At 70.4% G+C, this 13,246-nt stretch carries 10 protein-coding genes; 4 read left to right on the top strand and 6 right to left on the bottom strand.

Annotated elements, in window-relative coordinates; genetic code table 11:
- Positions 1–280: 280 nt before the first annotated feature.
- The gene (locus tag AC1DYN_RS23375; RefSeq protein ID WP_477963509.1) at positions 281–1,924 is read left to right on the top strand and encodes a diguanylate cyclase domain-containing protein; all 1,644 of its coding nucleotides are present in this window, start codon (positions 281–283) and stop codon (positions 1,922–1,924) included.
- A gap of 104 nt (positions 1,925–2,028) precedes the next feature.
- Here the strand turns inward: AC1DYN_RS23375 and AC1DYN_RS23370 are convergent, their stop codons facing one another.
- The 5 genes from AC1DYN_RS23370 to AC1DYN_RS23350 all read right to left on the bottom strand — a co-directional run bounded on the left by AC1DYN_RS23370 (position 2,029) and on the right by AC1DYN_RS23350 (position 7,863).
- Entirely contained in the window at positions 2,029–2,463 is a 435-nt protein-coding gene (locus AC1DYN_RS23370; RefSeq protein ID WP_477963508.1) for a type III secretion system chaperone family protein, read from the bottom strand.
- A 356-nt stretch (positions 2,464–2,819) separates the two neighbouring features.
- Positions 2,820–4,439: a DHA2 family efflux MFS transporter permease subunit gene (locus AC1DYN_RS23365; RefSeq protein WP_477963507.1), complete on the bottom strand. Its 1,620-nt coding sequence runs from the start codon at positions 4,437–4,439 to the stop codon at positions 2,820–2,822.
- A 13-nt stretch (positions 4,440–4,452) separates the two neighbouring features.
- Positions 4,453–5,790, bottom strand: coding sequence for an EmrA/EmrK family multidrug efflux transporter periplasmic adaptor subunit (locus AC1DYN_RS23360; protein WP_477963506.1), 1,338 nt, complete (start codon positions 5,788–5,790; stop codon positions 4,453–4,455).
- 48 nt (positions 5,791–5,838) lie between these two features.
- Entirely contained in the window at positions 5,839–7,329 is a 1,491-nt protein-coding gene (locus AC1DYN_RS23355) for an efflux transporter outer membrane subunit (RefSeq protein ID WP_477963505.1), read from the bottom strand.
- Positions 7,330–7,422: 93 nt separating this feature from the next.
- The gene (locus tag AC1DYN_RS23350; protein WP_477963504.1) at positions 7,423–7,863 is read right to left on the bottom strand and encodes a MarR family winged helix-turn-helix transcriptional regulator; all 441 of its coding nucleotides are present in this window, start codon (positions 7,861–7,863) and stop codon (positions 7,423–7,425) included.
- A 184-nt stretch (positions 7,864–8,047) separates the two neighbouring features.
- Here AC1DYN_RS23350 and AC1DYN_RS23345 point away from each other — a divergent pair, with 184 nt between their 5' ends.
- The 3 genes from AC1DYN_RS23345 to AC1DYN_RS23335 all read left to right on the top strand — a co-directional run bounded on the left by AC1DYN_RS23345 (position 8,048) and on the right by AC1DYN_RS23335 (position 11,543).
- Positions 8,048–9,853 carry an ABC transporter transmembrane domain-containing protein gene (locus AC1DYN_RS23345; protein ID WP_477963503.1) on the top strand — a complete coding sequence of 602 codons (1,806 nt, stop codon included), beginning with the start codon at positions 8,048–8,050 and terminating at the stop codon, positions 9,851–9,853.
- A gap of 109 nt (positions 9,854–9,962) precedes the next feature.
- On the top strand, positions 9,963–10,640 hold the full coding sequence (locus AC1DYN_RS23340) for a YiaD family glycine zipper/OmpA-like lipoprotein (protein ID WP_477963502.1): 678 nt from the start codon (positions 9,963–9,965) through the stop codon (positions 10,638–10,640).
- Between the two features lie 93 nt (positions 10,641–10,733).
- Complete coding sequence (locus AC1DYN_RS23335) at positions 10,734–11,543, top strand: thymidylate synthase (RefSeq protein ID WP_477963501.1); 810 nt, start codon at positions 10,734–10,736, stop codon at positions 11,541–11,543.
- 21 nt (positions 11,544–11,564) lie between these two features.
- On the opposite strand, the gene AC1DYN_RS23330 is transcribed toward AC1DYN_RS23335, so the two are convergent.
- A complete protein-coding gene (locus AC1DYN_RS23330; protein WP_477963500.1) occupies positions 11,565–13,115 on the bottom strand; it encodes a methyl-accepting chemotaxis protein in 1,551 nt (516 codons plus the stop codon).
- Positions 13,116–13,246 lie beyond the last annotated feature (131 nt).

Genomic DNA, 13,246 nt, shown 5'->3' with positions numbered 1-13,246 from the left:
GGCCGGGGCCGCGGGCGGCGCCGCGGCCGCCGGCGTCTCGGCGCCGCCCGGTGCAGCCGGCGTGCCGCCGCCGAACGGGTTTGGCACGTTGGCGCAGGCGGCCAGCGCCAGCGCGGCGGCGGCCGGCGACAGGCGCACGAGGCGGGAAGTCAGGGTCATCGCAGCACTCCGGTTCGGGGGGACGCGGCATCGTAGCCTCAACCGCGATCGGCGGATCTGCGGGCACGCAGGCGTGTTTTTCCGCGTATCGCCGGCACGCGCCGCGCCGGACAATCCGCGCGTGAACCGCCTCCTCCGCCCCCGTCACTGGCCGCTGCGCCTGCAGGCGCAGGCACTGACCTGCGTGCTGCTGATGGCGCTGTCGCTCACCGTGGGCCAGCTGTGGTCGCAGCGCGCCGCCGACCAGGTGCGCGAGGAAACCGGTGCCGCGCTGCTGCAGACGGCACGCAACATGGCCGACCGGCTGTCGCACGAGATGGCCGAGCGCGTGCGCGACGTGCGGCTGCTGTCGCAGCTCGACGTGCTGCGCGGCGCCACCGCGCCGGCCGAGGTGCGCGCCGCGCTCGAACGGTTGCGCGCCACGCTGCCGGCCTATGCCTGGATCGGCGTCACCGACGCCGACGGCAAGGTGGTCGCCGCCACCGACGACGTGCTGCTCGGCCAGTCGGCCGCCGCGCGCCCGGCGTTCCAGAACGGTCGGCAGGGGCTGTGGACCGGCGACGTGCACGAGGCGGTGATGCTGGCGCAGTACGCGCCGCATTCGCCCGGCGAGGCGGTCAAGTTCGTCGACGTCGCCGCGCCCATCCAGCGTCCGGATGGCAGCTTCGGCGGCGTGATCGCGCTGCACCTGAGCTGGCAATGGGCCGACCAGTTGCGCCAGTCGCTGCTGAGCCCGCGCGGCGGGCCGGCCGTGCAGCTGACGGTGTACGGTGCCGACGGGGTCGTGCTGCTCGGTCCGCGCGAGCCCGGCATGGGCGCCAGCCTCGCGCCGGCGCAACTGCAGTCGCTCGACGAGCGCTGGGGCAGCAAGCCGTGGAGCGACGGCCGCGAATCGATCACCGCCGCGGCCGAGAGCCGGCCGTCACAGGATTTCAAGGGCTTCCACTGGCGCGTCGTCGCACGCGATCCGGGCGAGGCCACCGAGGCCGCGCTGCAGCGCGTGCGCCTGGCGGCCTGGGGCTGGAGCGCCGGCATCGGCCTGCTGTGCGCGCTGCTCGCGTGCGGGCTGATCGCGCGGCTGGTGGCGCCGGTGGAGCAACTGGCCCACACGCTGCGGCGCAGCGAAGGCGCGCCGCGTGGGGCGGGCGTGCAGCCGCGGCGGCGCAACGACGTGCAGCAGATCGCCGCCGCGGTGGCGCGCCTGCAGGACACGCTGAAAGACCGCGACGAGACCGTCCATTCGCTCGAGCAGAAGGCCTTGCGCGACCCGCTGACCGGGCTGTGGAACCGCAGCTTCCTGGCCGAGCTGGCCGAACGCCTGGCCGAGGACGTGCAGATGGCGCGCGTCGAGGTCTGCGTGTTGTGCCTGGACCTGGACGGCTTCAAGCCGATCAATGACCGCCACGGCCACGAGGCCGGCGACCAGGTGCTGGTGCAGGTGGCCAAGCGGTTGCGCAAGCTGGCGCGCGAACAGGATTTCGCGTTCCGCCTCGGCGGCGACGAGTTCCTGGTGCTGGTGACCTGCCCGCCCGGCGAAGGTGCGGCGCTGTCGCGCGCGCTGGCCGGCCGGATCGTCACCGACATGCGTCGGCCGATGAGCTACCGCACGCTCAGCAACATCCGCGTCGGCTGCAGCATCGGGGCTGCCGTGTGGCCAACGCACGGCACGACGCTCGCCGAGGCGATGCGGCATGCCGACGAGGCGTTGTATGCCGCGAAGAACGGCGGGCGCGGCCAGTACAGGCAATACGTCGGTGTGACTTGACCACCCCTCGCCCGGTGGGCACACCGGTCGATCCCCCGGGGGGATGCGGGCCGGCGCTCGGCCCGCGCGTTCAACAAGGCCGTAGCCCGGATGCCAATCCGGGATCAGGCGAAGCACCGGCAATCGTCCATCGGCAACCCCTGCCAACCCGAATCGGCCAGCCAGGCATCGGCGACCTGCGTGGCCCGGTCGAGGAAGCCCTCGATCCACTGCGCGAATCCATCGCCGTCCAGCCCCTCCACGGGCGTGCTGGACATGCCCAGCAGATCCCCGGTGTGCGGGTTCCAGCCCACCTCGAAGCGCGGATCGTCGCGGTGCGCCTGCGCGATGCAGGCCCAATAGGCGTCGTGCGCCGTCACCGCCCGCGAGGACTGACCGACCTGGGTGCCGATGCGCAGGCACCGGGCCTCGGTGTCGTCGAAGAGATGAACCTCGAACCGGCTCTCGCAGGCGAAGCGCGCCTCGCCGTCGCGGCAGCGGATCGGCGATGACCCGATGCGGTGCGCGAAGTCGTCCAGGAGGGTCTGCAGGTCGCTCACGACATCTCTGGCTGTGATGGCCCTGCTGAGTGGCTGGCGCCCCCGCCCGGTTCCAGCGCGGCACAGATCGGTTCGAACGTCTGGGGCCTGCCGCCGAACTTTCAGCCGGCGCGCGTCACACAACGCGCATCCCTGGCAACTTCACGCCCGCACATGGCCGGTTCCCGTATCACGCCGCGACAGCCGGCAGCACCCATCGGCCGCCCTGCCGAAACAGGCCCGACAGAACAGACGCAGACCGGCTTCGACACCTGCCATCGATCGATCGAACCGCTGACTCCGCAACCCGGATGTTGGACTCGCTACCAGCAAGCCATCCCGCTTCAGCATCCCGCCTGAACCTTCCGGCCACCCGCTCAGTGCGCCCCGCCTCCACCGCCGCCCGCGCCACCCATCTTCGGCCGCGTCATCCACACCAGCCCGATCAGCAGGATGAACAGCGCTGACGACAGGTAGAACAGGTCGGTCGCCGCCATCGTGTAGGCCTGCTGGTCGACCAGCCGGTTCACCGTCGCGAGTGCCTGGTCGGGGCTGTAGCCGGTCGCGCCGAGGTTCGACAGCGTCTGCGTCGCGGCGATGCTGTTGCCGTTCACCGTCTCGGCAATCTGCGCATGGTGCAGCACCGCGCGGTTCTCCCAGGCCGTCGTGAAGATCGACGTGCCGATCGCGCCGGCCGTGATCCGCACGAAGTTGCTCAAGCCGGCCGCGGCCGCCATCTGCTGCGGCTGCAGGCCCGAGAAGATGATGGCCTGCAGCGGGATGAAGAAGAAAGCCATCGCCGCGCCTTGCAGGATCGTCGGCACCAGGATGGTGTTGAAGTCGGCCTGGGTGTTGAAATGCGAACGCATCCACAGCACCAGCGCGAAGCCGAGGAAGGCGACCGTGCCCAGGCGTCGCGGATCGATCTTGCCGATGTTCTTGCCCACCCACGGCGACAGCAGGATCGCCAGCACGCCCACCGGCGCCAGCGCGATGCCGGCCCAGGTGGCGGTGTAGCCCATGTACTGCTGCAGCCACAGCGGCATCAGCACCACGTTGCCGAAGAACACCCCGTAGCCCACCGACAACGCCACCGTGGCGAGCCAGAAGTTGCGCCGCGCGAACAGCCGCAGGTCGACGATCGGGTGCTTCTCGGTCAGCTCCCAGGCCAGGAAGAACAGGAAGCCCACCACCGCGATGACGCCCAGCATCACGATCTGGCTCGACTGGAACCAGTCGAGCTCCTTGCCCTTGTCCACCATCACCTGCAGCGCGCCCACCCACAGCACCAGCAGGCCCAGGCCCACGTAGTCGAGCGGCACCTTCTGCGGCACGGCGTCACGCGTGCGGTAGATCGACCAGGTGAACATCGCCGCGACGATGCCGACCGGGATGTTGATGTAGAAGATCCACGGCCACGAGATGTTGTCGGTGATCCAGCCGCCGAGCAGCGGGCCGACCACCGGCGCCACCAGCACCGTCATCGCCCACATCGCCATCGCGGTGCCCGCCTTCGCGGCCGGGTAGCTGGCCAGCAGCAGCGTCTGCGACAGCGGGATCATCGGGCCGGCCACCAGGCCCTGCAGCACGCGGAAGGCGATCAGCGTCTCGATGTTCGGCGCGAGGCCGCACAGCCACGACGAGATCACGAACAGCAGGATGCTGCCCATGAACAGCCGCACCGGGCCGAAGCGGCGCGTGAACCAGCCGGTCAGCGGCACCGAGATCGCGTTGGCGACGCCGAACGAGGTGATGACCCAGGTGCCCTGGTTCGGGCTCACGCCCATGTCGCCGGCGATGGCCGGGATGGAGACGTTGGCGATCGAGCTGTCGAGCACGTTCATGAACGTGGCCAGCGACAGCGCGACCGTGCCCAGGATCAGCTGGGTGCCCGTCAGCGGCGGGTGGGCCGCCGGCGGCCGCGCCGGGACGGCGGGAGCAGGCGCAGGGGCCGGCGCGTCGGCGCCGGACACCGCATCGGCGGTGGTGGATGACATCGAGGAACTCCGCTTATTGCTTCACCGGCGTCAGCTTGACCGCGGCGGCGACGGCCGACGAGGCCACCGTTTCGCCTTCGGCGGCGCGTGCCGGGGCGGCCGCTTCGCTGCGCCGCGCCACCTTGGTGTCGCTCTTCAGCGCATGGCCGAGGTTGCTGGCGATGATCTTGCGCACTTCGCCGTCGGCCGACTGGTTGACCAGGTCGAACACCGCCGTCTGTGCCACTGCGCTCGTGCGCTGCACGTCGGCCAGCATCTTGCCGTCGGTGTTGCTGACGTCGACCTTGGCGTCCATCGACAGGCCCACGCGCAGCGGGTGCTCGGCGACTTCCTTCGGGTCGAGCGCGACACGCACCGGCACGCGCTGCACCACCTTGATCCAGTTGCCGGTGGCGTTCTGCGCCGGCAGCAGCGAGAACGCCGAGCCGGTGCCCGCGCCCAGGCCTTCGATCTTGCCGCGGTACTCGACCTTCTTGCCGTAGACGTCGGCCTGCAGCGTGACCGGCTGGCCGATGCGCAGGTTCTTCAGCTGGCTTTCCTTGAAGTTGGCGTCGACCCAGACCTGGTTCAGCGCGATCACCGACATCAGCGGCGCGCCGGCCTGCACGCGCTGGCCGACCTGCACGCTGCGCTTGGCGACGTAGCCGTCGACCGGTGCCAGCAGGTCGGCGCGGCGCAGCGCCAGGTACGACTCGCGCACGCGGGCCGCGGCGCGCTGCACGTTCGGGTGTTCCTCGACCGAGGTGTTGTCGGTGAGGGCCTGGTTGGACGTCAGCTGCTCGCGCGCGGCCAGCGAGGCCGATTGCGCCGCGGCCACCGCGCTCTTGGCGGCGGTGACCGTCGCGTTCGCGTGGTTGAACTCTTCCTTGCCGACCGCGCCGCTGGCCACCAGCGGGGCGCGGCGCGTGACGTCGTCCTGCGCACGTGCCAGGTCGGCCTGCGCACGGGCCAGGTCGGCGTCTCGCAGCGCGATCTGCGCCTTCAGCGTCGAGTTGTTGGCGAACAGCGTGCGCACCTCGCGCACCGTCTGCGCCAGCTGGGCCTCGGCCTGGTCGAGCGCGACCTGCGCGTCGGCCGGGTCGAGCTTCACCAGCGGCTGGCCGGCCTTCACGAAATCGGTGTCGTCGGCGTTGATCGCGAGCACGGTGCCGCCGACCTGCGGCGTCAGCTGCACGACGTTGCCCTGCACGTAGGCGTTGTCGGTGGACTCGTAGTGGTTCAGCACCAGCGCGTAGTAGGCGCCATAGGCCACGCCGATCACGGCGACGGCGGCGGCCACGGCCGTCAGCGCCTTCTTGCGGGCCGGGTTGCCGGCGGGAGCGGAAGCGTTGTTGTCTTGCGGGGAGGTCATGAAAGGTTCTCCGGAGAAATCTTGCGTTGTTCGTCGGATCGGTCTGGTTCAGCTGGCGAGCGCGCTGCGCACCGGCGGGGTCGTGTAGCCGCCGCCCAGCGAGCGGATCAGCGCGACCTGCGTGTCCAGGGCCCGGGCCTTCAGGTCGGTGGCCAGGCGGCGCTGGTTCAGCACGCTGGCTTCGGCGTTCAGCACCACCAGGTAGGTGCCGAGACCGGCCTTGTAGCGCTGCGTCGCGATGTCGTAGGCGGCTTCGGCCGAGGCCTGCGCGCTGGCCTGTTCCTTCTGCTGGCGCTCGATCGACTGCAGCGAGCTGATCTGGTCGGCCACGTCGCGCACCGCGTCGAGCACGGCGGCGTTGTAGCTCTCGATCGCGACGTCGAGGTCGGCCGACTTGCCGCGCAGGTTGGCGCGCAGCCGGCCGGCGTCGAAGATCGGCAGGCGGATCGCCGGGCCGATGCCGTACTGCTGGCTGTCGGACTTGAGCAGGTTGTCCAGGCCGATGCTCGAGAAGCCGGCGAAGCCGGTCAGGCTGACGTTCGGGTAGAACTGCGCGCGTGCCGACGTGACGTCGCTGGTGGCGGCTTCGACGCGCCAGCGTGCGGCGCTGATGTCGGCACGGCGGCCCAGCAGGTCGGCCGGCACGCTGGCCGGCAGCGGCACGGCCTGAACCGGCTGCAGGCGCGGGCTCAATGCATCGAGCGCGTTCGGGCCCTGCGCCGTCAGCGCGGCCAGTGCATGGCGCGCCAGCGCGATCTGCTCGTCCAGCGCCTCGATCTGCTGGCGGGTTTCGGGCAGCGAGCCTTCGCCCTGGCGCAGCTCGACCGTGGTGTCCAGGCCGGCCTGCACGCGCTGGCGGATCAGCCCGAGGATGTCGTCGCGCTGCTTCAGCGAGCGCGTGGCGACGTCGCGCTGTTCCAGCAGCCGCGCCAGCTGCACGTAGTTGCGCGACACGTTGGCGGCCAGCAGCACGCGCGCGGCCTGCACCTCGGCCTGCTGCGCCCGCTGCGTGCCGAGGGCGGCGTCGAGCGCGGCGCGGTTGCGGCCGAAGAAGTCGAACTCCCACGAAGCGCCGGCCTGCAGCGTCGCGGTGGTCTGCATCGTGCCGCCGATCGGCGGCGGGACCAGCCCGGTTTCGGTGAAGCGCTGGCGCGTCGCGTCGAACTGGCCGGTCACCTGCAGGCCGTCGTTCGCCTGCACGTTCTCGATCGCGGCCTGCGCGCGCACGATGCGCGCCTGCGCCGCCTTCAGGTTCGGGCTGCCGGCCAGCGCCTGGTCGACCAGGCCGTTCAGCGTGCTGTCGCCGAAGGCCTGCCACCAGTCGGCACCGATCACCGGGGCGGGAGCGCCATCAGCCGCCAGGCCGACGGCCGCCGGCTCGACCAGCTTCGCCGACGGCGCGATGCCGTTGGTGCTGGCACAACCGGCCAGCGTCAGCACCAGCGTCGACGCCAACGCCACCACCAGCGCGGTCAGCGCCGGCAGCTCACGGTGACGCCGCAACGTGTCGAGGGAGGGAAGCTGATGCAGGGCGGACATGAGAACAGACTTTCTGTCAGATGATTGTTTCGGCTGTATTTGCTCAGGCAAGCATTGGGACGACATGGTCCACCTCGTTCGGTCTTGTTCGGTTCAGGGGGTGTTGGCGGTGGCGGCGTTGCCGGCGGCTTCGCGCATCGCGTCGCCATTGGCCAGCATGCGTTCCAGGTAGACCCGCAACGCCTGCCATTCGGTCTTCGAGAAACCCGCCAGGTGCGCGTTGAGCACCTCGGCCAGCACGGCCGGYACCTCGGCGATGGCCGCTTCGCCGTCGGGGGTCAGCTCGACCTCGACGACGCGGCGGTCTTCGGTGCTGCGCACGCGCTTGCACAGGCCCTTCTTCTCCAGGCGATCCAGCAGCCGCGTGGTGGCGCCGGCATCCGACTGCAGCCAGCGCGCCAGCTCGGCCACCGTGGCCTTGCCGTGGCCGGACTGCCGGATCTTGAAGAGGGGGCCCCACTGCGCGCTGGTCAGGCCGTGCTCGCCCAGCTTGCCGTCGACCTGGCTGCTGATGGACAGCATGATGCGTTTCATCAGGTAGCCGACGCTCTCCTCGGCGCAATACGCCTGCGAGGAATAGAACTCAGCGGGGGCAAGGGGTCGGCTCRCGGCGGGTATCACTCAGACTCGATGCCTGGACTTTAATTGCCCAGGCATTGATTGTCAAGGCTGCATTTGCCCAGTGCTACATTCCGTGGCGTCCTGCTCACGGTTCATCATGTCCAGCATTCCCCTGCCCTCTGCCGCCGATGCGGCCACGCCCCCGCCGGCCCGCGACGTCAAGTCGCTGCGCGGCCTGTTGCCGTTCCTGCGGCCCTACTGGGGGCGCATCGCGCTGTCGGTGGTGTTCCTGGTGCTGGCGGCGGTGGCGACGCTGGTGTTCCCGGCGGCGCTGAAGTCGCTGATCGACCAGGGGCTGGTCGCGGCCGAGCCCGGCGCGCGGCTGCTGGCGCTGCGCGGCCACTTCTTCGCGCTGTTCGGCGTGGGCGCGGCGCTCGGCGTGTTCTCGGCGGCGCGCTTCTACATGGTGACCTGGCTGGGCGAGCGCGTGACGGCCGACCTGCGCAGCGCGGTGTATGCCCACGTGGTCGAGCAAAGCCCCGAGTTCTTCGAAACCACCCAGACCGGCGAAGTGCTGTCGCGGCTGACGACCGACACCACGCTGGTGCAGACGGTGGTCGGCTCCAGCCTGAGCATGGGCCTGCGCAACACGGTGATGGGCCTGGGCGCGATGCTGATGCTGGTCATCACCAACCCGCTGGTGATGACGCAGGTGCTGGGCATCCTGGTGATCGTGGTGCTGCCGTCGCTGTACTTCGGGCGGCGCGTGCGCAAGCTGTCGCGCGCCAGCCAGGACCGGGTCGCCGATTCGAGCGCGATCGCCGCCGAGGTGCTGAACGCGGTGCCGGTGGTGCAGAGCTACACGCAGGAAGCGCGCGAGGCGCAGCGCTTCGCTGCCGCGACCGAGAACGCCTTCGCCACCGCGGTGCGCCGCACGCGGGTGCGCTCGGGGCTGGTCGCCTTCATCATCACCGCCACCTTCGGCGCGCTGCTGTGGGGCCTGTACCAGGGCACGCAGGCGGTGATCGCCGGGCAGATCAGCGCCGGGCACCTGGGGCAGACGGTGGTCTACGTGATCATCCTCGTCAGCTCGGTGGCGGTGCTGGCCGAGGTGTACGGCGACCTGCTGCGCGCCGCCGGCGCGACCGAGCGGCTGATGGAGCTGCTGGCCACGCGTTCGCCGATCACGTCGCCGGCGCAGCCGGTGGCGCTGCCGGCCACGCAGGGCGGCTCGTCGGTGAGCCTCGAGAACATCGGCTTCCGCTATCCGTCGCGGCCGCAGCATGCGGCGCTGGCCGAGTTCACGCTGCAGGTGCGGCCCGGCGAGACGGTGGCGCTGGTGGGGCCGAGCGGTGCCGGCAAGAGCACGGTGTTCCAGCTGCTGCTGCGCTTCTACGACGCGGCCGAAGGCCGCGTGACGGTCGATGGCGTGAGCGTCAGGGACTGCGCGCTCGAAGCCTTGCGCGGGCGCATCGGCATCGTGCCGCAGGACAGCGTGATCTTCTCGGCCAACGCGATGGAGAACATCCGCTACGGCCGGCCCGGCGCGAGCGACGACGAGGTGAAGGCGGCGGCGCGCGCCGCGTTCGCGGACGATTTCATCAGCGCGCTGCCCGAGGGTTACGAGACCTTCCTCGGCGAGCGCGGCGTGCGCCTGTCGGGCGGGCAACGGCAGCGCATCAGCATCGCGCGGGCGATGCTGAAGAATCCGCCGCTGCTGCTGCTGGACGAGGCCACCAGCGCGCTCGATGCCGAGAGCGAGCGCATGGTGCAGGCCGCGCTCGAATCGGCGATGAAGGACCGCACGACGCTGGTGATCGCGCACCGCCTGGCGACGGTGCAGCGCGCCGACCGCATCGTCGTGATGGAGCACGGCCGCATCGTCGAGACCGGCACGCACGCGGAACTTGCCGCGGCCGGCGGCCTCTATGCGCGGCTGGCGGCGCTGCAGTTCGACCTGTAGGTGGTGTAGGCACACGCCGACATCAACTGTTACTGCGGTCCGACAGAACCTGTCATTCGCGAGGCGGATACTTTGCATCCGCTCGTGCCCCCTTTGAAGGAGAAACAACATGAACACCCACCCCGCTCTTCGCCTGACCTCTTTGCGCCTGGCTGCCGTCACCGTCAGCGCCGCTGCCGTGCTGCTGGCCGGCTGCGAGAACATGAGTGAACGCCAGAAGGGCACGGCCGTCGGCGCCGGCGCCGGCGCAGCGGCCGGTGCCGTGCTCGGCTCGGTCACCGGCGGCAAGGCCGGCACCGGCGCGGTCATCGGCGGCGCGCTCGGCGCGGTGGTCGGCAACGTCTGGTCGAAGCGGCAGGAAGAACGCCGCGCCCAGATGGAGCAGGCCACCAAGGGCACCGGCGTCGAAGTGACCCGCACCGCCGACAACCAGCTGAAGCTGAACGTGCCGAACGACGTCTCGTTCTCGACCGGCAGCGCAACCATCAAGCCCGAGTTGCGCGCGGTGCTCGACCCGTTCGCCGAGAGCCTGAAGAACGACCCGAACGTGCGCCTGAGCATCGTCGGCCACACCGACAACACCGGTTCGGACGCGATCAACAATCCGCTGTCGCTGGAGCGGGCGCACAGCGTGCGCGACTACCTGAGCACGCGCGGCGTCGCCGCGAGCCGCATCGAGACCGCCGGCCACGGCGAGCGCGAGCCGGTGGCCGACAACGGCACCGAAGCCGGCCGGGCGAAGAACCGTCGCGTGGAGCTCTTCCTGCGCGAACCGGGGCAGGGTTGAGTTTCGTAGCCCGGATGCCAATCCGGGAGCGGCCGACCCGGATGGGCATCCGGGCTGCATGAAATAATCACGGCTTCCAACGAAAGCCCCGCCGTGACCCGCCCGATCCGCTCCCAGTACGAAGACTTCATGCGCCACGTCAACGAGCACGGCGTGCTCAAGGCGGACCGCACCGGCACCGGCACGCGCAGTGTGTTCGGCCACCAGATGCGCTTCGACCTGAACGAAGGCTTCCCGCTGGTGACGACCAAGAAGGTGCACCTGAAGTCCATCATCCTGGAGCTGCTGTGGTTCCTGCGCGGCGACGGCAATGCGCGCTGGCTGCAGGAACGCGGCGTGACGATCTGGGACGAGTGGGCGCGCGCTGACGGCGACCTGGGCCCGGTCTACGGCGTGCAATGGCGCAGCTGGCCGACGCCCGATGGCGGCCACGTCGACCAGATCGCCGAGGTCATCAAGACGCTGAAGAGCAACCCCGACTCGCGCCGCATCATCGTCAGCGCCTGGAACGTGGCCGACCTGCCGAAGATGGCGCTCGCGCCCTGCCACGCCTTCTTCCAGTTCTACGTCGCCGATGGCAAGCTCAGTTGCCAGCTCTACCAGCGCAGCGCCGACATCTTCCTCGGCGTGCCGTTCAACATCGCGAGCTATGCCCTGCTGACCCACATGGTGGCGCAGCAGTGCGACCTGGCCGTCGGCGATTTCATCTGGACCGGCGGCGACTGCCACATCTACAGCAACCACGCCGAGCAGGTGGCGCTGCAGCTGACGCGCGCGCCCCACCCCTACCCGACGCTGAAGATCCGCCGCAAGCCGGACTCGATCTTCGGCTACGAGTACGACGACTTCGAGGTCGTGGGCTACGAGCACCACCCGGCGATCAAGGCGCCGGTCGCCGTCTGAGCGATCGCCGCGAGCCGCGTCTCAGGCCGCCAACCTGAAGGTGCGCACCACCTCGGCCAGCCGCGACGCCTGCTGGCTGAGGCTGTCGGCCGCCGCGGCCGATTCCTCGACCAGCGCGGCATTCTGCTGCGTCACCTGGTCGAGCTGGCTGACCGCATCGCTGACCTGCCCGATGCCGGTGGTCTGCTCGCGCGTCGCGGTGCCGATGCCGGCAACCAGCTGAGCCACTTCCTTCACGTGGCCGACGATCTCGCCCATCGTCGATTCGGCCGCGCCGACACGCTGCGCGCCGGTCTCGACGCAGCGGACGCTCTCGCCGATCAGCTGCTTGATTTCCTTGGCCGCCGTCGCGGCGCGCTGCGCCAGCGTGCGCACCTCGCCGGCGACGACCGCGAAGCCGCGGCCCTGCTCGCCGGCCCGTGCCGCCTCGACGGCCGCATTCAAGGCCAGGATGTTGGTCTGGAATGCGATGCCGTCGATGACGCCGGTGATGTCTTCGATGCGGCGCGAGTTCGCGGTGATGTCCTGCATCGTGCGGGCCACCTCGGCCACCGCGCCGCCGCCCCGGGTGGCCGCGACGCTGGCGGTGTTCGCCAGCTCGGACGCCGCGTTCGCCGCGTCGGCGCTCTGCCGCACCGTCGCGGTGATCTGCTCCATCGAGGCCGCCGTCTGCTGCAGGTTCGACGCCTGCTCGTCGGTGCGCTGCGACAGGTCGGCATTGCCGTTGGCGATCTGCGTCGAGCCGGTCGCGATCGAATCGCTGCTCTGGCGAACCTGGCTGACGATGCCGGCCAGGCTGTCGTTCATCGACTGCAGCGCCGCCATCAGCTGGCCGGTCTCGTCGCGGCTGCGCACCCGGATCACCGAGCTCAGGTCGCCCGCGGCCACGGTGCGCGCGACCTGCACCGCCTCTGAGATCGGCACGGTGATCGAGCGCGTGAGCCAGACGCCGATGGCGGCGGCCAGCACGGCGGCCAGCACCGACAGCGATACCAGCAGCATCCCCGCGCGGTGCGCCGTGCGGGCCGCTTCCTCGCCGAACTGCTCCATGCCGTCGACCTGCGTCTGCGCGAAGGCCTCGATCGCCGCCAGGTAGGCGTTCTGCACCGGCAGGACCGCGGCGACCAGGTGGTTGCGGCCGTCCTCGATCTTGCCGCCCCGGATCATCTCGACCACCTCGTGCTCGCGCGCCTTGAAGGCATTGCGCGCCTGCTCCATCGCCTGCAGCGCCGCCTTGCCCTTGTCGGTATGGATGGTCGCCTCCAGGCGCTCGACGGCCTTGGCGACCACGGGCGCGGATTGCTCCAGCTTGGCCAGCTCGGCGCGGGCGATGGCCGCATCCGAGGCGATCAGCGCGGTGCGCAGCGCCCGCGACTGCCGGTTGACCTCGTTCTCGATGGTGTGCGCCAGCGCCACCTTGGCGTAGCGGTCGTGCAGGATCACTTCGGCGTGGTCGTCGACGACCTCGATGCCGCTGAAGCCGATGGCGGCAACGGCCACGAGCAGGGTCGTCACCGCGGCGAAACCCACCGCCAGGCGCGTACCGATCCCCAAATCTGCGAACTTTCTCATGGCGACTCCATTTCCTGTCCGCCATATCGTCCGGCCTGGCCCCGGACTTGAGGATGTTTCGGGAAGGAATGTCACTGGCGCGTGCGGCGTTCATACCCCGCGCCGGCGTGACGATCGCGGGCAGGCCCGCC

This window comes from Rhizobacter sp. P2_D12, from assembly GCF_056404395.1.
The sequence above is the reverse complement of the archived record's forward strand: the minus strand, read 5'-3'. Positions and strand labels throughout refer to the sequence as shown.

Excerpts from the sequence above, each read along its gene's own strand:
- AC1DYN_RS23360 (WP_477963506.1), bottom strand. The coding sequence starts at position 5,790 with ATGACCTCCCCGCAAGACAACAACGCTTCCGCTCCCGCCGGCAACCCG.
- AC1DYN_RS23345 (WP_477963503.1), top strand. The coding sequence starts at position 8,048 with ATGTCCAGCATTCCCCTGCCCTCTGCCGCCGATGCGGCCACGCCCCCG.
- AC1DYN_RS23330 (WP_477963500.1), bottom strand. The coding sequence starts at position 13,115 with ATGAGAAAGTTCGCAGATTTGGGGATCGGTACGCGCCTGGCGGTGGGT.
- AC1DYN_RS23340 (WP_477963502.1), top strand. The coding sequence starts at position 9,963 with ATGAACACCCACCCCGCTCTTCGCCTGACCTCTTTGCGCCTGGCTGCC.
- AC1DYN_RS23365 (WP_477963507.1), bottom strand. The coding sequence starts at position 4,439 with ATGTCATCCACCACCGCCGATGCGGTGTCCGGCGCCGACGCGCCGGCC.
- AC1DYN_RS23355 (WP_477963505.1), bottom strand. The coding sequence starts at position 7,329 with ATGTCCGCCCTGCATCAGCTTCCCTCCCTCGACACGTTGCGGCGTCAC.